General features: G+C 73.5%; 16 protein-coding genes. 4 read left to right on the top strand and 12 right to left on the bottom strand.

Annotated features, from left to right (window positions below; all coding sequences use genetic code 11):
- Positions 1-2: 2 nt before the first annotated feature.
- The 8 genes from OG946_RS23900 to OG946_RS23865 all read right to left on the bottom strand — a co-directional run bounded on the left by OG946_RS23900 (position 3) and on the right by OG946_RS23865 (position 8,693).
- Positions 3-938: a type II secretion system F family protein gene (locus OG946_RS23900; RefSeq protein ID WP_326798055.1), complete on the bottom strand. Its 936-nt coding sequence runs from the start codon at positions 936-938 to the stop codon at positions 3-5.
- Entirely contained in the window at positions 938-2,272 is a 1,335-nt protein-coding gene (locus OG946_RS23895; protein ID WP_326798054.1) for a CpaF family protein, read from the bottom strand. The genes OG946_RS23900 and OG946_RS23895 overlap by 1 nt, the downstream gene beginning before the upstream one ends.
- A 2-nt stretch (positions 2,273-2,274) precedes the next feature.
- A complete protein-coding gene (locus tag OG946_RS23890; protein ID WP_326798053.1) occupies positions 2,275-2,724 on the bottom strand; it encodes a TadE/TadG family type IV pilus assembly protein in 450 nt (149 codons plus the stop codon).
- A gap of 233 nt (positions 2,725-2,957) precedes the next feature.
- Positions 2,958-4,727 (bottom strand): AAA family ATPase, encoded by a 1,770-nt coding sequence (locus OG946_RS23885; RefSeq protein ID WP_326798052.1) that lies wholly within the window; start codon positions 4,725-4,727, stop codon positions 2,958-2,960.
- A gap of 108 nt (positions 4,728-4,835) precedes the next feature.
- On the bottom strand, positions 4,836-5,549 hold the full coding sequence (cpaB, locus tag OG946_RS23880; protein ID WP_125936816.1) for a Flp pilus assembly protein CpaB: 714 nt from the start codon (positions 5,547-5,549) through the stop codon (positions 4,836-4,838).
- 10 nt (positions 5,550-5,559) lie between these two features.
- On the bottom strand, positions 5,560-6,543 hold the full coding sequence (locus OG946_RS23875) for a hypothetical protein (RefSeq protein ID WP_326800355.1): 984 nt from the start codon (positions 6,541-6,543) through the stop codon (positions 5,560-5,562).
- 371 nt (positions 6,544-6,914) lie between these two features.
- Positions 6,915-7,118 (bottom strand): hypothetical protein, encoded by a 204-nt coding sequence (locus OG946_RS23870; protein ID WP_326798051.1) that lies wholly within the window; start codon positions 7,116-7,118, stop codon positions 6,915-6,917.
- A gap of 285 nt (positions 7,119-7,403) precedes the next feature.
- Positions 7,404-8,693, bottom strand: a complete 1,290-nt coding sequence (locus OG946_RS23865; RefSeq protein WP_326798050.1) for an Nramp family divalent metal transporter — start codon at positions 8,691-8,693, stop codon at positions 7,404-7,406.
- Between the two features lie 209 nt (positions 8,694-8,902).
- Between OG946_RS23865 and OG946_RS23860 the strand changes: the two genes are divergently transcribed.
- Positions 8,903-10,267: a M14 family metallopeptidase gene (locus OG946_RS23860; RefSeq protein WP_326798049.1), complete on the top strand. Its 1,365-nt coding sequence runs from the start codon at positions 8,903-8,905 to the stop codon at positions 10,265-10,267.
- 82 nt (positions 10,268-10,349) lie between these two features.
- Here the strand turns inward: OG946_RS23860 and OG946_RS23855 are convergent, their stop codons facing one another.
- Positions 10,350-10,550, bottom strand: a complete 201-nt coding sequence (locus OG946_RS23855; RefSeq protein WP_326798048.1) for a hypothetical protein — start codon at positions 10,548-10,550, stop codon at positions 10,350-10,352.
- A gap of 93 nt (positions 10,551-10,643) precedes the next feature.
- Here OG946_RS23855 and OG946_RS23850 point away from each other — a divergent pair, with 93 nt between their 5' ends.
- A complete protein-coding gene (locus OG946_RS23850; RefSeq protein WP_326798047.1) occupies positions 10,644-11,618 on the top strand; it encodes a GlxA family transcriptional regulator in 975 nt (324 codons plus the stop codon).
- A gap of 25 nt (positions 11,619-11,643) precedes the next feature.
- On the opposite strand, the gene OG946_RS23845 is transcribed toward OG946_RS23850, so the two are convergent.
- Positions 11,644-12,057, bottom strand: coding sequence for a RidA family protein (locus OG946_RS23845; RefSeq protein WP_018834583.1), 414 nt, complete (start codon positions 12,055-12,057; stop codon positions 11,644-11,646).
- Positions 12,054-12,803 (bottom strand): IclR family transcriptional regulator, encoded by a 750-nt coding sequence (locus OG946_RS23840; protein WP_326798046.1) that lies wholly within the window; start codon positions 12,801-12,803, stop codon positions 12,054-12,056. The genes OG946_RS23845 and OG946_RS23840 overlap by 4 nt, the downstream gene beginning before the upstream one ends.
- A gap of 113 nt (positions 12,804-12,916) precedes the next feature.
- Here OG946_RS23840 and OG946_RS23835 point away from each other — a divergent pair, with 113 nt between their 5' ends.
- Both OG946_RS23835 and OG946_RS23830 read left to right on the top strand, forming a co-directional pair.
- Positions 12,917-14,245 (top strand): alanine racemase, encoded by a 1,329-nt coding sequence (locus tag OG946_RS23835; protein ID WP_326798045.1) that lies wholly within the window; start codon positions 12,917-12,919, stop codon positions 14,243-14,245.
- Between the two features lie 34 nt (positions 14,246-14,279).
- A complete protein-coding gene (locus tag OG946_RS23830) occupies positions 14,280-15,878 on the top strand; it encodes an N-acyl-D-amino-acid deacylase family protein (protein ID WP_326798044.1) in 1,599 nt (532 codons plus the stop codon).
- Here OG946_RS23830 and OG946_RS23825 read toward each other — a convergent pair.
- Entirely contained in the window at positions 15,796-17,928 is a 2,133-nt protein-coding gene (locus tag OG946_RS23825) for a P-loop NTPase fold protein (protein WP_326798043.1), read from the bottom strand. The two genes, OG946_RS23830 and OG946_RS23825, sit on opposite strands and share 83 nt — an antisense overlap.
- Positions 17,929-18,015: the final 87 nt, after the last annotated feature.

Below are 18,015 nucleotides of genomic sequence, written 5' to 3'. Positions count from 1 at the left end.
CCTCAGACGTCGATCTTCGCGAGCCGGCGGATGAGCAGGATGGCCAGCGCGTACAGCCCGACCGCCGTCAGGACCGCACCCTGGCCGAGCGGCGAGGAGCCCATGCGCTCGATGGAGCCGGGCATCACCTGGTCGGTCAGCAGCAGGGTGCCTATGCCCATGACGGGCACGGTGTACGCGGTGAGGGTGACCTGCGAGAGCTGGGTGCGCACCTCGCGGCGGGTCTCCTTGCGGTCGTTGAGGGTGCCGGTGAGGTTCCGCAGCGAGCCGACGACCTGGCCGCCGGCCTTGTTGGAGAGCACCAGCGTGGAGACGAGCACGGACAGCTCGCGCGACGGCAGCCGCTCGGCGAGGTCGCCGAGGGCGTCGTCGAGCGGTACGCCCACGGCGAGCTGGTCGGTGACCTTGGTCAGCTCCTCGCCGGCCGGCGCCTCCAGCTCCTCGGCGGCCAGGCCGAGCGCGGTGCGCAGGGCGAGGCCGGCCTGGGTGGCGTTGGCGAGGATGCGGGAGAGGTCGGGGAGCTGGTTGATGAACGCCTCGATGCGCTTCTGCCGCTGCCGGTTGAGGTAGGCGTGCGCGCACCACACCCCGATGAGCCCGGCGATCGGACCGAAGAACGCGGCGAACAGCGCGTCGGCGAGCAGCCACAGCACGGCGACGCCGGCGAGCACGTACACCGTGAACTCGCCCGGTGTGACGTCCAGCCCGGTCGTCGCGATGCGCTGCTCCAGATAGCGGCCGACGCGCGTCGGCCGCACCCGCCGGTCGACCTCCGCGAAGCGGCGCCGGGGCCGCCGGTCGCCGGCGTCGGCGAGCCGGTCGAGCAGCTCGGCGCGGCGGGCGCGGCCCGCGGCGTAGACGGCGACGCCGCACACGGCGAGCGCGCCGGCGAGCAGTGACAGGCCGACGACGAGCGCGAACAGTTGCTGGCGGTCCATCACCTCGCCTCCCGCGTCTGCAGGTGCCGCTCCGAGGGCGCCACCCCGAACGCCGGCGGTACCGGCTCGCCGGCGTAGAACAGGCGGTCGCCGGTGCGCCGCGGCAGCGGCGAGAACTCGAACTGGCCGCGGACGATCCGGTCCGAGCTGATCGGCAGGGCACGGAAACGGCAGACGGACACCAGTTGGTAGACCTCCCGGCCGCGGGACGACAGCATCACGATCTCGTCGATCTTGCGGGTGCCGTCGGTGTGCCGCGCGAGCTGCACGATCACGTCGACGGCCGAGTTGATCTGGTCGCGCAGCGCCTCGAAGGGCACCTCGACGTCCGACATCGACGCCAGCGTCTGCAGCCGCATCAGCGCGTCCTCGGCGGAGTTGGCGTGCACGGTGGCCAGCGAGCCGTCGTGTCCTGTGGACATGGCCTGCAGCATGTCCAGCGTCTCGCCGCCGCGTACCTCGCCGACGATGATGCGGTCGGGGCGCATGCGCAGCGAGTTGCGTACGAGGTCGCGAATGGTGATCCGGCCCTTGCCCTCGACGTTCGGCGGGCGCGACTCCAGACGGATGACGTGCGACTGCTGCAACTGCAGCTCGGCGGCGTCCTCGACGGTGATGATCCGCTCGTGCTCGGGGATGAGCCCGGAGAGCGAGTTCAGCAGGGTGGTCTTCCCGGCGCCGGTGGCGCCGGAGACGATGACGTTGAACTTCGCCCGGACCAGGCCGGAGAGCAGCAGCAGCATGTGCTCGTCGAGGGTGCCGAGGCCGATGAGTTCGGCGAGGGTGTACGAGCGCGGGAAACGGCGGATCGTCAGCGTCGGCCCGGTCAGCGACAGCGGCGGGATGATGACGTTGACCCGCTCGCCGGTGGGCAGCCGGGCGTCGACCATGGGGGTCGACTCGTCCACGCGGCGGTTGACGGTGGAGACGATGCGTTCGATGGTCTGCATCAGCTGGTCGTCGGAGGCGAACCGCAGCGGCAGTTGCTCGACCCGGCCGGCCCGCTCGACGTAGATCCGGTCGGGGCCGTTGACCATGATCTCGGTGACGCTCGGGTCCTCCAGGAGCGGCTCCAGGATGCCGAGCCCCAGCGCCTCGTCCACGACGCGGCGGATGAGCTGCGAGCGCTCTGCGGTGGAGAGCACGGGGCCCTCGCGGCTGAGGATGTGGCCGAGCACCCGCTCCAGCCGGGCGCGCCGCTCGGCGGGCGACAGCGCCGACATCTCGGCGAGGTCGATCTCCTCCAGCAGCTTGGCGCGGTAGGTGGGGACGAGGGTCTCGCCGTGGCCCTCCGTGCTGTGGTCGGGGGTGGTGATACGGGCCCGCAGGCTCATCGTCAGTCCTTCCCCCGCGGCATGGTGGAGCTGCGCTCCACCGAGCCGAAGTTGTCGACGCCGGGGATGAGGGAGGGGATCTCGACGCTGGCGGTGACGGTGACCTCGCCGTCGCCCGAGGAGACCGAGAAGCCGGCGTCCAGCCAGTCGCTGATCGCCGCGGCGCCGGCGGCCGCGGCGGAGGACGGCGGGTCGTCCAGGGACTCCATCCGCGCCGCGGCCCGGGCGGCGGTGCCGGCCTGGGAGGCGGTGTAGGCGGCGATGCCCAACTGCACGGCGGCGAGCGCGATGAAGATGAGCACGGGCAGGAAGCCGATGTACTCGATCGCCACGGACCCCCGGTCGCGGTGCCCTCGCCGGGCCGGCGAGACGGGCGGGCCGTCCACGGCCGACGCCGGCGCGCGGTGCCCTCGCCGGGCCGGCACGACCGGCCAGTCGTCCGCAGCCGGCACGCGGTGCTCCGCCCCGGCAGCGACGCGGGCCCGCAACCCGCGGCCCCTGAGCCGGAATGGGACGGCCGGCGAGTCCTCCGCCGCCGGCGCGCAGCGCTCGGCCTGCGCACCAGGCCGGGCCGGCGGGTCGCCGGCCCTCCGGCGGCACCGTGCGGGCGGCTCCCGGTCCTCGACCGGCCCCGGCGCGGTCCGCTCGGCGCGGAGCCGTTTCGTACGCGATCCGCTCCCCACCCTCAGCCTCCCTCGTCCGTCGCGCCCGCGGTGCCGCTGACCGTGAACGGGAAGTCCAGCCCGCCCGGGAAGAGGACCGGGACCTTCAGGTCGACCTTCGCGGTGGTGACGCCGTTCGACGAGCCGACCGACACCGAGGCGTCCCAGGCGTCCGGCAGGTCCTCAGCCGCCGCGGCGGCCGGGTCGCCGCCGACGGCGGCGGCGCGGGCGGCCATGTCGGCGGCGTTGCCGGCGAGCGAGTAGGTGTAGCCGACGAGGACGAACTGCCAGACGACGACGAGGACCAGCGCGATCAGCGGCAGCATGCCGGCGAACTCCACCGACACCTGCCCGCGGTCCCCCCAGCGGCGCCCCCCGCGCCCTGCCGCGGGACCCGGCGCGGTGGCAGGGCCCGGCGCCCCCGGGGCGCCGGGCGGCAGCGCAGGCTTCGCGCCGGGCGGTGCGACCTGGGGCGCGGGGCCCGTGCCGCGGCCGCCGGCGGCGACGGCGCCCGGACCGGCGCCCGCGCCCAGCGCCCGCTGACCGCCGCCCCCGTGCGCCCCCGGACCGCCGGGACCGCCCGGACCGCCGGCCGCACCCGGGCCCGCCTGGTCCGGCACCACCGTCAGCCCCAGCTCGCCCGCCACCGCCCACAGCGCCTGCCGCACCGTCGACTTCTGCTCCAGGTCCTGCAGCCGCCCGGCGTCCACCAGCGGCTGCAGCTCCTTGAACGCCGCGGGCACCGCCGTGCGCGCCACCGTCGTCCCGGTGGCCCGCGCGATGATCGACGGCTGGATCTCGGTGTTCCGGGTGAGCCGGTTGACCAGCACGACGGTGTCCTCCGCCTTGCGGATCTGCAGCCGGTCCCACAGCCGCAGCATGCGCTTCGCGCCGCGTACGGAGATCACGTCGGGCGTCGTCACGAGCAGTGCCACGTCGGCGAGTTCGACGGCCGCGGCGTTCGGAGTGGTCACCTGGCTGCCGCAGTCGAGCACCACCACCTCGTACCGCGACCGCAGTGCGCTCAGCGTCTGCCGTGCCGCGCGGTCGTCGACGTCCTCGCCGCGCTCGCCCTCGGAGGGGGCGAGCAGCAGGCCGAGACCGGTGTGGTGGGTGAAGACGGCGTCCTGGAGCACGCGCGGCGAGATGTCCTTGATGCCCGCCAGGTCCGCGACCGAGCGGCGGAACTGCACGTCGAGGTACGAGGCGATGTCGCCGGACTGCAGGTCCAGGTCGGCCAGCGCCACCTGCCGCCCGGCGGCCCGCGCGGCGAGCGCGAGCTGCACCGCCGCGACGGTGGTGCCGACGCCGCCCTTCGCGCCGCTGACGGTGACGAGCGTGCCGCCGGGACCGCCGAACGCCTCAGGACCCGTCGCGGCGCCGAGGTGCCGCCGGACGCCGCCGCTCCACTGCGCGGCGGCCTGCACCCGGGCGGCCAGCTCCTCGTACGCCAGCGGCAGCCCGACGACGCCGCGGGCGCCGGCGTCCATGGCGGCGGAGTAGCCGGCGGGCGAGGTGTCGGCGGTGACGAGGACGGTGCCCACGGCGGGGAAGCGCAGCGCGACGTCGCGGATCAGCTCCAGCGCGGGCACCGGACCGATCCGCTCGTGCACGAGGACGACCTCGGGCAGTTCCGCCACGCCGGTGCCGGCGAGCGTCGCGAGGTGGTCGAGCAGCGCGACGGAGTCGCCGATCGGCGCGGCGGCCTCGGCGTCGGGCAGTTGGTGGAGCAGCGAGACGGTGGCGCGCGCCGCGTCGGGGTCGGCGATGACGGGCTGGATGCGTACGGTCATGGCCGCCGCCCCCCTTCCGAGGGGTACGCGCGCGGGAGCGCGTCCCGCGTCCCGTACGCCCGCGGGACGACGGCCCTTCGCCGGATGCGGATGGTCATGTGCGGCCCCTCACCGGTCCTCGTCGAGGGTGTACGTGCGGTCCTCGGGGGCGATGTCGGTGTCCTCCTCGCCGGGGGCGACCAGCGCGAGGCGCACATGGGTGGCGAAGGACTCCGCGTACGCCACGCGCTGCGCGTCGGAGGTGCCGAGGGCGAAGGTGATCGGCACGGCCTCGCCCTCGTCGGCCCGCGGGTCGTCGTCGCCGGTGCGCTCGATCGGCGTCAGCTCGCCGACGTCGATGACCCGGGCGCCCGCGACGATCACCTGGGAGACGGGCTTGTCGCCGTCGCCCTGGGCGTCGAAGGTGGCGAAGATGTTGACCCGCGCGCCCGGCGTGATCTTCCCGGCGACGCCGGTGGAGGCGTCGATCATGATGGCGATCTCCTGCTGTCCGGGCTCCAGGTCCGGGCGCCCGCTGACCATGTCGCTCTGCAGCAGCGAGCCCTGTTTCAGCGGCGTGAGCGCGACCTTCCCGGCCAGCTCGCCCGGGTCGGTGACCGCGGTGTCGGGCAGCCAGCGCTTCGGCATGGTCGTCTTCTCGTACTGGTCGGGCTCCAGCGGCTCGTACGCCTCGACGTCGGTGGTGAGCCGGTACGCGGTGGCCTCGTCGCCGACCTTGGACTCCACGTCGCTGACGAACGCCAGCACGCCGGCGAAGGCGCCGAGTGCGACGAGGACCGACAGCAGGACGAGGATGATGCCGCGACGCTGGCGTGAGTTCATCGACGGGACCTCAACGGTTGATCTCGGGGGGTGACGGTGGGGCCGCGCCGACGGCGGGCTGGTGGTACGGCGGCGGTACGGACTGCGGCGGCGGCTGCGCGACGGGCGGGGGCGCACCCTGGTGCGGTACGGGCGCCGGCACCGCCTGCGGCAGCGGGGGCGAAGGGGCGGCGGGCCCCGGCGGCACCGGGGTGGCGCAGAGCAGGCACCGGTCGCCGATGATCTCAAGACCGCACCACGAGCAGCGGGCCCGCTGCACCGAGGCGACCAGCCGGCTCAGCACCAGCGGGTCGGTGATCCCGGCGGCGAACTCGCACACCTTGTCCGTCGCCCACCAGGGCGCGGAGGCCGCGGGCAGCGGCGCCATCTCCATCGCCTCCACCCGCCAGCCGGCGGCGAGTTCGCCGGTGACCCAGGCCGCGTCGGCGCGCCCGGAGGCGTGCACGAGCCCGGTGGCGAAGTCGGGTCCCGGCGGCACGGGGTCGCGGCCGATCCGTACCAACCGGGGGCGGGGCGCGGCGAGGACGGCGAACTGCGCGCCCGGCACCCAGGAGCGGGCGTGCGCGCCGAGGGTCACCGGCACCCGGTCGAGCTTGGCGACGCTGCCGAGCACGGCGCCCGCGTGGATGTAGTGCGTGAGCAGCCGGGCTGCGGTGGCGAGCACGCCTGCGCCGAGGTCGGCGGTGGACAACTGGAGCAACTGGCGGGCGATGACGGCGACGGCCAGCGGCGGTAACGGGAGCGGGATCAGCGCCATCCGGTCGCTCTCCAGCACGGACCGCACGGTGTGCAGCCGGCGGACCACCTCGGCGGGGGCTGCGGCGGGGTGGAGCACGACGAGGAAGCCGTGCTGCTCCAGCACGGCGGACACCTCCGCCAGCGCCTCCTCCAGGGGCTGCTCCCGCGGGTGGCGCAGCGCCATCACCGTGGGTCCCGGGAGGCCGGGCGGGCCCTGCCGGCCGAGCGGCCCGTGCCGGCCGGGGGCGGGGAGCACGAGGTCGGGGCCGGTGACTGCGATGGCTGTTGGCACGTCGGGCGTCCCCCCACCGGTCTCAGACACGCTCTGAGCACCATAACCGGGACGTGGGCTGCGGAAACACCTTTTATGCAAAGACGGTTGGGGTGCGTGCCGGGGGCGGGCCGGACGGTGCCGTTCGAGGTACGACCTTCGCGCGGGAAGGCTTGGCGCGCGCATTGATCTCGACCAAGTTGTGCAGCACGCCCCACGTCGCACGTGTACGCGCTCATAGTGGGCAGGGCTTCGACGTCAACCTGGAGAACGGCGTCAACTGCCCGGGCCCTGAGGGTCCCGGTATGCGGGAAGGTTCCCACTGGCTGTGAGATGGCCTCCTGCGTCTGAGCCGTTCAGCCGGTTGGCCGGGCGGCTGGGGCGCGTGACTCACCCCCCGCAGTCCACACGCTCTCGCCCCTGCGGGCAAGGACGTGGGAGGCGTTCTTCTGGAGCTTGCGCCGCAGGGCGAGCTGCCGCTTGCGGTACCGGTTGAGCCGGCGTCCGGCGGCCTGGTAACCGGTGGACGCGGTGGCGATGTTGACGATGCCGAGATCCACACCAACGCCACCTCGGACACCCAGTTCGCCAGGTCGTTGACCGTACGCAGGGTCGCCGACAGCGCCGACGCCTGTACAGCGTCCGGCATCAGCTTGACCTGCGTCACGATCTTCACGCAGGCAGCGTAAACCCAGACACTGACAACGCCCTTGACCAGCCGTTCCGGCTCCCGCCCTGCCCTGACCGGCCGTCCGCGGCCGGCCGCCTCCCGCACCGCAGGCCGCGCCGTCGGCCCACGGCCCGCCCGCCCGTGCAACCCGGGCGGGCGGGCCCGTATCGCCCCGCTACCAGGGCAGGTCCCTGATCTGCTGCACGCACAGCACGATGAAGAGCATCCCGGAGACGGTCAGCAGCGCGTTGCTGAGCAGGCCGTTGCGCCACTGCCGCGGGGTGCGGTCGGTGTTGAGCAGCCACAGCAGCGTCAGCGCGAGGAACGGCATGAAGAACGCGCCGAGCACGCCGTACGTGATGACGATGGCGAACGGCTGGTCGAGCCAGAGCAGCGTCATCGGCGGGAAGGTCAGCCACAACAGGTACGCGCGGAACGGCAGCGACCGCTCCCGGCTGCCCGCGGCGACCTCCCGCGCGCTGCCGTCGCCGCCGCCCGCGCCGCGCACGTTCTCGACGAAGTCCGCGAAGAGCAGGCTGACGCCGTGCCAGACGCCGATGAGCGAGGTGAACGAGGTGGCGAAGAAGCCGACGAGGAAGAGTTTCGCGGTGCCCGCGCCGTAGCGCTCCTCAAGGATGTCGCCGAGGTCGACGAGCCCCTTGTCGCCCGACTCCAGCGTGAGTTGGGTGGCGTGCAGCAGCTCGGCGCCGAGGAGCAGCATCGCGACGACGAAGATGCCGGTGGTGAGGTACGCGACCCGGTTGTCCAGCCGCATGACCTTCAGCCAGCCGATGTCGGTCCAGCCCTTGGCGTTGACCCAGTAGCCGTACGCGGCCATGGTGATCGTGCCGCCGACGCCGCCGATCAGGCCGAGGGTGTACAGCAGCGAGTCGTCGGGCAGCGTGGGCCACAGCCCCGCGAAGGCGTCCCCGATGTTCGGGGAGACGCGGATCGCGACGTACACGACGACCACGAACATGACGCCGACGAGGACGGTCATGACCTTCTCGAAGACCGCGTAGCGGTTGAACCAGACGAAGACCAGGCCGACCAGGCCCGTGAGGATGCCCCAGACCTTCAGCTCGGGACCGTCCGGGAAGAGTGCGACCAGCGGCAGCGCGGAGGACGACATGGCGGTGGCGCCGTAGACGAAGCCCCAGATGACGACGTAGATCGCGAAGTAGACGGAGGTCCAGACGCCGAGGGTGCGCCAGCCCTCGAACAGGGTGCGTCCTGTGGCCAGATGCCAGCGGCCGACGGCCTCGGCGAGGGCGATCTTGACGACGCAGCCTATGACGGCGGCCCACAGAAGGGTGTAGCCGAATTTGCTGCCGGCGAGCAGCGTGGCCACCAGGTCGCCGGCGCCGACGCCGGTCGCGGCGACGACGATCCCCGGCCCGACGTGGCGCCACTTGGCCTTTCTCATCACGGGTGGTGCGGACGCAGGCTCGGTGCGGTCAGCCATGAGCGGCTCCTTCGCAACTCGTCCCCCCTGCGATCTCCGGCATTGATAAGGGATCCGCGGACGGGCGCACAAGAGGGCGTACGCGGCGGATGGCCGGGGCCGCCTCTTGACCTGACCACGCCAGGTTCAGAACCATTGACGCGCACCACAGCCCCACACGACACGACGTCGCCATGCACCACCCCACACCTCCACATCCAGGAGCAGGCATGCGACTACGCATTCGGTCGGTGACCCTGACCGCGGTGCTCGCCCTCACCGCCGCCGGCGCCCTCAGCGCCGCAGGCGCGGAACCCGGCGCCGAACCGGCGGGGACCAGCGGGACGGGCACCGCCCAGGCGCAACGGACCGAGCAGATCCGGCAGATCCGGCAGATCCGGCAGTACGAAGTCCCGGGCCAGACCGGCCGCGAGGCCCGTACCCGCCTCGCCGCCACCGGCGTGTCCGTCGACGAGGTACGCGACCACTCCGTGGTCGTCTCCGCCGACGGCGCCCAGGCCCGGCAGCTCCGCGCGCTCGGCTACCGGCTCGAACAGCTCCCCGCCCCGCCCGCGCGGCTGGCGGACAAGCCCCCTACAACGCTCGACTTCCCGCCGGCCGACTCCGGCTACCACAACTACGCGGAGATGACCGCGGAGATCGACCGGCTGATCGCCGCGAAACCGGACCTCATCAGCAAGCGGGTCATCGGCACCTCGTACCAGGGGCGCGACATCGTCGCCGTCAAGGTCAGCGACAACGTGCGCACCGACGAGAACGAGCCCGAGGTCCTCTTCACCCACCACCAGCACGCCCGCGAGCACCTGACCGTCGAGATGGCGCTGTACCTGCTGGGCGAGTTCGCCGACGGCTACGGCACCGACCAGCGGATCACCGACGTCGTCGACGGCCGCGAGATCTGGATCGTGCCGGATCTGAACCCGGACGGCGGCGAGTACGACATCGCCACCGGCTCGTACCGGAGCTGGCGCAAGAACCGCCAGCCCAACACCGGCTCCACCGCGGTCGGCACGGACCTGAACCGCAACTGGAACTACCGCTGGGGCTGCTGCGGCGGCTCCTCCGGCAGCACGTCGTCCGAGACCTACCGCGGCAGCGCGGCCGAGTCGGCCAAGGAGGTCAAGGTCGTCGCCGACTTCGCGCGCAGCCGGGTCGTAGGCGGCAAGCAGCAGATCAAGGCCGGCATCGACTTCCACACGTACAGCGAGCTGGTGCTGTGGCCGTACGGGTACACGTACAACGACACGGGCCCCGGCCTGACGCAGGACGACCGCGACGCGTTCGCGGCGGTCGGCCAGAAGATGGCCGCGAGCAACGGCTACACGCCGCAGCAGTCGAGCGACCTCTACATCACGGACGGGTCGGTCAACGACTACCTCTGGGGCGAGCAGAAGATCTTCAGCTACACGTTCGAGATGTACCCGCGCTCGGCGAGCGGCGGCGGGTTCTACCCGCCCGACGAGGTCATCGACCGGGAGACCAGCCGCAACCGGGACGCGGTGCTGCAACTGCTGGAGAACGCCGACTGCATGTACCGCTCGATCGGCAAGGAGGCCCAGTACTGCACCGGCTGACGCCGGCGGCGCGCCCCCGGGACCGGGGGCGCGCCGCACCTTACGGGACTTACAGGACTTACCGGACTTGCGGGGCTTGCGGTCAGGCGGCGCGGCCGTAGCGGGCGAGCGCGTCGCGTACGGAGACGTCCCCCGCGGGCGCCGGGTCGCCGCGCTCGGCGGCCTTGAGCCGGCGGTCGGTGAGGCGCTCGCGCCGGTCGAAGTACAGGGCGGGACCCGCGAGGATCGCGGCCATCAGGAGCAGGACCAGGGTGCCGACGGTGTAGTCGAGGATCGCGTTCATGACGTCTACGATCCCGGATCCTTGCACACACAAACAGTGGCAGCCCTGCCATAGACCTTCGAATTGCTGCCACCCGGATGGCATACTGGCCCCATGCTGTCGAACGTCGTGTGTCTGCTGACCGATGACGTCAACGCCTTCGAGCTGGGCGTCGTCTGCGAGGTCTTCGGCATGGACCGCCGCGAGGAGGGCCTGCCGCTCTACGACTTCGCCTTCGCCGCCCCGCGCCCGGGCCGCGTCACCGTCCACCCGGGCCTGCCCGTCGACGTACCGCACGGCCTGGAGCGGTTCGCCGGCGCCGACCTGATCGCCATCCCGGCCGGCCAGAAGTTCGCGTACCGCGACTTCCCGCCCGAGCTGCTCCACGCGCTGCGCGAGGCGGTGGCGCGCGGCACGAAGGTGCTCAGCGTCTGCACGGGCGCCTTCCTGCTCGCCCAGGCCGGGCTGCTGGACGGCCGCCGCTGCACGACGCACTGGCTCTACACCGACATGCTCAAACGCGAGTATCCCGCCGCCCTTGTCGAGCCCGACGTGCTCTACGTCGCCGACGGCCCGGTGCTCACCTCCGCCGGCACCGCCTCCGGCATCGACGCCTGCCTCGCCCTCGTCCGCGAGGAGCAGGGCAGCAAGGTGGCCAACGCGATCGCCCGCCGCATGGTCGTACCGCCGCACCGGGACGGCGGCCAGGCGCAGTACATCGAGCGGCCGGTGCGCGGCACGTGCGACGACGACGCCATCGCCCGGGTGCTGGCCTGGATGCAGGAGCACCTGGACGAGGACGCCACGGTGGAGCAGTTGGCGGCGCGGGCGCATCTGGCGCCGCGGACCTTCGCCCGCCGCTTCCAGCAGGAGACGGGCACGACGCCGTACCAGTGGCTGCTCGGCCAGCGGCTGCTGCTGGCACAGCAGTTGCTGGAGGAGACCGACGCCACGGTGGACGCCATCGCCGCCCGCGCGGGCTTCGGCAACGCGGCGACGCTGCGCCACCACTTCCTGCGCCGGCTGGACACCACGCCACAGGCCTACCGGCGGACGTTCCGCGGCCCGTCCGTCGGCGCGGGGCGCTGACGGACGGGCCGGGGGGAACGTCCGGTCAGCCGAGGACGGCCAGGCAGTCGATCTCCACGAGCAGCCCGGCGGGCAGCCCGACGTACACGGTCGTACGCGCCGCCGGCGGCTGCTCCAGCTCCGCGAAGTAGGCGTCGTAGATCTGGTTGAACTCGGCGAAGTGGGCGGTGTCGGTGAGGTACACGCGGATCATCACCGCGTCCTCCCACGACGCGCCGCCCTCCTCCAGCACCGCCTTGACGTTGGACAGCGTCTGCTCGGTCTGCGCACGCAGATCCGGGCCCGCCGGGGTCGGCGGCTTGCCCTCCTCGGCCGGCAGGAAGCCGACCTGTCCTGCGACCTGGAGGATGTTGCCCTTGCGCACGCCCGCGGAGAAGCGTGCCGGCGGCGGTACGTGGGTGGCGGGGGTGACGTCGGTCTTCTGGGCCTTGTCGCTCATGCGGGCACTCTTCCGGAGTAGTCGTCACTGATCGCTGCCGCCGTGCGGCGGAGCTGCGGGAGGAGGGCCATCAGCTCGTCCGCGGTGACGACGACGTTCGGCGCCGACAGGGAGCAGGCGGCGGCGGTACGGCCGTCGGCGCCGCGGATGGGGGCGCCGATGCAGTTGATGGACTCCTCGTGGCCGCCGAAGTCGGTGGCCCACCCCTGCTCGCGCACCGCGGCCAGCTCGGTGAGCAGGGCCTGCGCGTCGGGCGTCGAACGGGGGGTGTACATGGGGTATTCGAGCCGCTCGGCGACGGCGCGCCGCTCCGGCTCGGGCAGGTCGGCGAGGAGCAGCTTGGCCACGGCCGCGACGGTGATCGCGACGGGCCGGCCGATGCGCGAGTACATCCGCACCGGGTAGCGGCTGTCGACCTTGTCGATGTACATCACCTCGCGGTCCTCGTAGACCGCGAGGTGCACGGTGTGCCCGGTCTGCTCGCCGAGCTTCACCAGGTGCGGGTGGGCGATCTCGCGGACGTCCAGGCTCTCGGCCGCCGCCTGGGCGAGGGCGAAGAGCCGGGCGCCGAGGCGGTAGCGCTGGTCGTCCTGGCGGTAGACCAGGCCGTGTTCGTGGAGGGTGCGCAGCAGCCGCATCGCGGTGGTCTTGTGCACGCCGAGCCGGGTGGCGACCTGTTCCAGGCCCGCGGGTCCTTCGGCGAGCATGGGCAGGATGGCGAGCGCGCGGCCGACCGACTGGCTCATCGCGACCTCCCGCTGCCGTGGCTCCGTACCGCCGGCCGCGACCGCCGGCTTCGTACCGCCGACCGTTGACCGGCCGTTCGCCCGGATGTTAGACAGCGGTGTCGATATACGCAATGCACGTTGCGCGTTGCGCAACCAACCTGCTGGAGGGCTTCATGGCGTCGCTCGCCGAGCTGGCGGAAGAACGTATCGACCACCGCTTCAAGGGCCTGCCGCCCGACGCGGCCGGGCTCACGGTGGGCGAGCTGGCCGCCGAGCGCCGCTCGCTCTTCACCGGCGGCTTCACCACCCCGGTGCTCGCGCTCTCCGCGCCCGCGCTGGCGCACAACCTCGGCGCGCTCGCCCGCTTCTCCGCCGCCCACGGGCTGGCCTTCGCGCCGCACGGCAAGACGACGATGGCCCCGCAGCTCTTCGCCCGCCAGCTCGACCACGGCGCCTGGGGCATCACGGTCGCGGTCCCGCACCAGGCGCGGGTGGCGCGGGCGTTCGGCTTCCGGCGGATCTTCCTCGCCAACGAGCTGGTCGACGCGGCCGCGCTGCGCTGGCTCGCCGCCGAGCTGGCCGCGGACCCGGACTTCCGGCTCGTCTGCTACGTCGACTCGGTGCGCGGCGTCGAGCTGATGGACGCGGCGCTGCGGGCGGCCGGGGCCACCCGGCCCGTGGAGGTCACCGTCGAGCTGGGCGCGGGTCCAGACGCGCGCACCGGGGCACGTACGGAGGCCGACTGCCGCGCGGTCGCCGAGGCGGCGGCGCGGGCGGGGACGCTGCGGCTGGTCGGGGTCGCCGGGTACGAGGCCGAGGCGCCGGGCGCGGACGCCGCAGTGGTACGGGGCTGGATGGGGCGGCTGCTGGGTCTTGCGGCGGAGTTCGACGCCGCGGGGCTCTTCGCGGACGCCGACGAGATCGTGGTCAGCGCCGGGGGCAGCGCGTGGTTCGACGCCGTCGCGGACGGCTTCGCGGCGGCGCCCGAGCTGTCGCGGCCGGTGCTCAAGCTGCTGCGCTCGGGCGCGTACATCAGCCACGACGACGGGCACTACACCCGGGTGACGCCGTTCAACCGGGTGCCGGGCGAGGGGTCGCTGACGCCGGCGTTCCGGCTGTGGACGCAGGTGGTCTCGCGGCCGGAGCCGGGGCAGGCGTTCGTCAACGCCGGGAAGCGGGACGCCGCGTACGACCTGGACCTGCCGGTGCCGGCGGCGGTGCGCAGATTCGACGCGGCCGGCGGGGCGGGCGCGGAGCGGGCGGCGACGGGGATCACCGTACGCAAGCTCTCGGACCAGCACGCCTGGCTGGACGTGACGCCCGGCGGCGTGGAGCTGGAGGTCGGGGACTGGGTGGCGCTGGCCATGTCGCACCCGTGCACGATCTTCGACAAGTGGCAGCTCATCCCGCTGGTGGAGGAGGACGGTACCGTCACGGAGTACGTACGGACCTTCTTCTGAGCGGCCTTCTGAGCGGCGTTCGAGAGCGGCAGACATGGACCTGGTGATCCGCGGCGCCCTCGTCGTCGACGGCTCGGGGGCGGCAGGCCACCGCGCCGACGTGGGGCTGGCCGGGGGCCGGATCGCGGCCGTCGGCCCGCGGCTCACCGGCCGCACCGTCCTCGACGCCGGGGGCCTCGTCCTCGCCCCCGGCTTCGTCGACATGCACGCCCACTCCGACCTCGCCCTGCTGCGCGACCCCGCGCACACCGCCAAGGCCGCGCAGGGCGTGACGCTGGAGGTCATCGGCCAGGACGGGCTGTCGTACGCGCCCGTGGACGACCGCACCCTCGGCGCGCTGCGCCGCCAGATCGCCGGCTGGAACGGCGGCGGTCCTGGCGACGACGAGGTGGCGTTCGACTGGCGCACGGTCGGCGAGTACCTCGACCGCCTCGACCGCGGCCCCGACGGCGACGGGCTCGCCGTCAACGCCGCGTACCTCGTACCGCAGGGCACCGTGCGGATGCTGGCGCTGGGCTGGGAGGACCGGCCGGCCGGGGACGACGAGCTGGCGCACATGAAGCGGCTGGTCGCCGAGGGGCTTGAGCAGGGCGCGGTGGGGATGTCGTCGGGGCTGACGTACACGCCGGGGATGTACGCGCCGACCGCCGAGCTGACGGAGCTGTGCCGGGTCGTCGCGGCGTACGGCGGCTACTACTGCCCGCACCACCGCTCGTACGGCGCCGGCGCCCTCGGCGCGTACGCCGAGATGCTCGGCCTCGCCCGGGACGCCGGCTGCGCGCTGCACCTCGCGCACGCCACCCTCAACTTCGACGTCAACGCCGGCCGCGCCGCCGAGCTGACCGGCCTGCTGGACCGGGCGCTCGCCGAGGGCGTGGACGTCACCCTGGACACGTACCCGTACCTGGCCGGCTGCACCACGCTGGGCGCGCTCCTGCCGAGCTGGGCGGCGGTGGGCGGCCCGGAGGCGACGCTCGCGCGGCTGGGGGACGCGGACACGGCGGCGCGGATCGGGCACGCGCTGGACGTCGAGGGCTCCGACGGGTCGCACGGGGTGCCGATGGACTGGTCGACGATCGAGGTCTCGGGCGTGGGCGACCCGGCGCTCGCGCACTGGGTCGGGCGGCGGCTGCCGGACTTCGCCGCGGCCCGCCGGCTGCTGCTGGACGACCGGCTGGCGACGACGATCCTCCAGCACGTCGGGCACGAGGAGAACGTCCGGGCGATCATGGCCCACCCGGCGCACACCGGCGGCAGCGACGGCATCCTGCACGGCGCGAAGCCGCACCCGCGGGCGTACGGCACTTTCCCGCACTACCTCGGGCACTACGTGCGCGAACTGGGCGTGCTGACCCTGGAGGAGTGCGTCCACCACCTCACCGGCCGCCCGGCGGCCCGGCTGCGGCTGCCGGACCGGGGTCTGGTGCGGGAGGGCTACGTGGCGGACCTGGTGCTGTTCGACCCGGCGACGGTGGCGGCGGGGGCGACGTACGAGGAGCCGCGGCGGGGGCCGGTGGGGGTGCCGTATGTGCTGGTGGGCGGGGAGTACGTCATCCGGGAGGGGCGTCGGACGGCCGCGGTGCCGGGGCGGACGGTTCGGGGGCGGACGGCGCGGGGGCGCGGACGGCGCTGAGGGACACGGCCAGCTCCATGACGTAGCCCAGCAGGGCGTCTCCGCTGTTGAAGATCCTGGCGTCCAGGCCGGCCGCGACCTCCTCGCGCTCGGGAGTGACCCGGCTGGACAGGAACACGGCGCGGCCGTCGTACGTCCCGGAGGTGCGCCAGGCCCGCAGGTCGTCGAGGCCCGCGGACTGTTCGCCGCCGCGGGTGATGTCGGAGATCAGCAGGTCGAACGGGAAGGCGGCCAGCTCCTGCTCCCCCTCCTCGCGATCCCGCGCGATGGAGATCCTGGCGCCGAGGCCGCGCAGCCGGCGGACGTGGGCCGCGTTGTTCTCGGGATGGTCGTCGACCCACAGGATCCGCAGGCCCTCCAGCGCGAGCGAGGACGGCAGCGGGCGGCCGAGGTCGATGTCGCCCATCGGGGGGACAGGGGTGGGGTAGGCCGGCTGAGGCTGGACTTGGCCCGGCGGCGGGTACGCCTGCGGGGGCCGGCCCTGGGCCGGCGGGGGGTACGCCTGCTGGCTCGGCGCCGCCAGGGCGGGCTCCGGGTACGGCGCCTGGTGCCCGTAAGGGGCCTCGTACTGTCCGCCGCCCCAGGACGTCCCCCAGGTACCGGACACCATGCCTCTCTCGTCGACGTACGGGAGCGCCACCGGCGGCTGCGCCTGGCCCGTCCCCTCCACCGCCACCGGCGCCCCCTCGCGCAGCAGCACCAGCAGCCGCTCCGCGTCGGGCACCCGCAGAAGCTCGCCGAGCAGGGACGTGAACCCCTGGTCGTCCGCGTGCTCGGGGAAGCCGACCGGCAGCCGCCGCTCCATCTGCTCCAGCCCGTGCTCCGCCTCCCCCCGGGTCTCGGGCGCGGACAGCTCGTACTGCTCGAAGAACGCGCCGACCTCCTCGGCCGAGGCGAACTCCGGCGACGACACCTGCGCCTCCGGCGGCACCGGCGACAGCAGCGTGCGGCGTACCCGGCGGTAGGTCGTGAACTCCTGCACCACGTCACCGCCCGGGGCGCCGGAGGCGCCGGTCATCATCCGGTAGAACTCCGGATAGAAGTACTGCAGCAGCAGCGTCCTGATGACCGCCTCCGGGCGGAATCCCGACCACACCGGGTTCAGCGTGGCCTCCAGCACGAAGCCGTTGACCAGCCGCTTGATCCGCCGCGGGTTCCGTCCCGACCGCTCGACCAGCAGCTTCTTCAGTACCTCGTCGAGCATGCCCTCGATGCCCGCGGTGCGGGCGCACCACTCGACGTAGCGGCCGACGCCGTCGTTGTCCGCGACGGGGATGCGGTAGCTGGTCTGGAAGATCTTCTCCATGAACGCGGACCCCGCGGGCGACAGGTCGCGCAGCAGCCCGCTGGGGCCGAGCGCGGAGCGGTCGCAGCCGACGACGAAGACGAGCCCCGGCACGTCCAGGTAGATCTTCAGGGCCTCGCAGACGGCGAGGACCGTCTCCTCGGAGCAGCGGTCGAGGTCGTCGATGAAGACGACAAGCAGCCGCTGCGGCCGGTTCCCGGCCCACTCCCGGGCCATGCGGTCGATCTCCTCGCGCATGCCGTTGCGCGCCTCGGGTCCCGCGTCCCAGCTCGTCCACAGCTCGTCGACCAGCCCGGCCGCGCCGAGCGCCCCGCCGAGCACCGTGGTGACGGCGCGTACGCCGCGCGTCACCGTGCGCGCCCGGGAGATCCGCGCCAGCGCGCGCTTCAGCGTGCGCCGCTCGAAGCGGACGAGCACCGACTTCACGAGCCCTTCGAGGGCGTCGGCGCCGGTGGAGGTCCAGGCGTTGTACCAGACCGTCTCCACGTCCGGCTCGGCCCGCAGCCTGGCGTCGACCAGCCGCATCAGGCTGGACTTGCCCATCCCCCAGCCGGCGTCCACGGCGAGGGTGAACGGCGTCGAGGCGCGGGAGGCGTGCAGCAGCCGGGCGAGCTGCGCGGCGGCCAGACCTGTGCCCAGGATGTCGTCGCCGGGGGCGGCCACGGGCTCGTCGTTGACCAGGGCGAGCGTGCCGGCCCCGAGGGAGGCGAACGTCGGTGTGCCGGTGGGGGGTTGGGCCGCCATCCGGACATTGTGGCAGCTACGGACCGGCTCCGGCGGGCCCTCGGCCGTGTGACCGGCCTCGCACGTTATCCGGAGGCGGGGTCGGGG

Source organism: Streptomyces sp. NBC_01808 (genome assembly GCF_035917395.1).
Classification (GTDB): Bacteria; Actinomycetota; Actinomycetes; order Streptomycetales; family Streptomycetaceae; genus Streptomyces.
The sequence above is the reverse complement of the archived record's forward strand: the minus strand, read 5'-3'. Positions and strand labels throughout refer to the sequence as shown.

What these genes read in the sequence shown, in the direction of transcription:
- OG946_RS23845 (WP_018834583.1), bottom strand. Translation starts at nt 12,057, where the DNA reads ATGAGCGACAAGGCCCAGAAGACCGACGTCACCCCCGCCACCCACGTA.
- OG946_RS23825 (WP_326798043.1), bottom strand. Translation starts at nt 17,928, where the DNA reads ATGGCGGCCCAACCCCCCACCGGCACACCGACGTTCGCCTCCCTCGGG.
- OG946_RS23900 (WP_326798055.1), bottom strand. Translation starts at nt 938, where the DNA reads ATGGACCGCCAGCAACTGTTCGCGCTCGTCGTCGGCCTGTCACTGCTC.
- cpaB (WP_125936816.1), bottom strand. Translation starts at nt 5,549, where the DNA reads ATGAACTCACGCCAGCGTCGCGGCATCATCCTCGTCCTGCTGTCGGTC.
- OG946_RS23860 (WP_326798049.1), top strand. Translation starts at nt 8,903, where the DNA reads ATGCGACTACGCATTCGGTCGGTGACCCTGACCGCGGTGCTCGCCCTC.
- OG946_RS23865 (WP_326798050.1), bottom strand. Translation starts at nt 8,693, where the DNA reads ATGGCTGACCGCACCGAGCCTGCGTCCGCACCACCCGTGATGAGAAAG.
- OG946_RS23840 (WP_326798046.1), bottom strand. Translation starts at nt 12,803, where the DNA reads ATGAGCCAGTCGGTCGGCCGCGCGCTCGCCATCCTGCCCATGCTCGCC.
- OG946_RS23850 (WP_326798047.1), top strand. Translation starts at nt 10,644, where the DNA reads ATGCTGTCGAACGTCGTGTGTCTGCTGACCGATGACGTCAACGCCTTC.
- OG946_RS23855 (WP_326798048.1), bottom strand. Translation starts at nt 10,550, where the DNA reads ATGAACGCGATCCTCGACTACACCGTCGGCACCCTGGTCCTGCTCCTG.
- OG946_RS23885 (WP_326798052.1), bottom strand. Translation starts at nt 4,727, where the DNA reads ATGACCGTACGCATCCAGCCCGTCATCGCCGACCCCGACGCGGCGCGC.
- OG946_RS23895 (WP_326798054.1), bottom strand. Translation starts at nt 2,272, where the DNA reads ATGAGCCTGCGGGCCCGTATCACCACCCCCGACCACAGCACGGAGGGC.
- OG946_RS23830 (WP_326798044.1), top strand. Translation starts at nt 14,280, where the DNA reads ATGGACCTGGTGATCCGCGGCGCCCTCGTCGTCGACGGCTCGGGGGCG.
- OG946_RS23835 (WP_326798045.1), top strand. Translation starts at nt 12,917, where the DNA reads ATGCACGTTGCGCGTTGCGCAACCAACCTGCTGGAGGGCTTCATGGCG.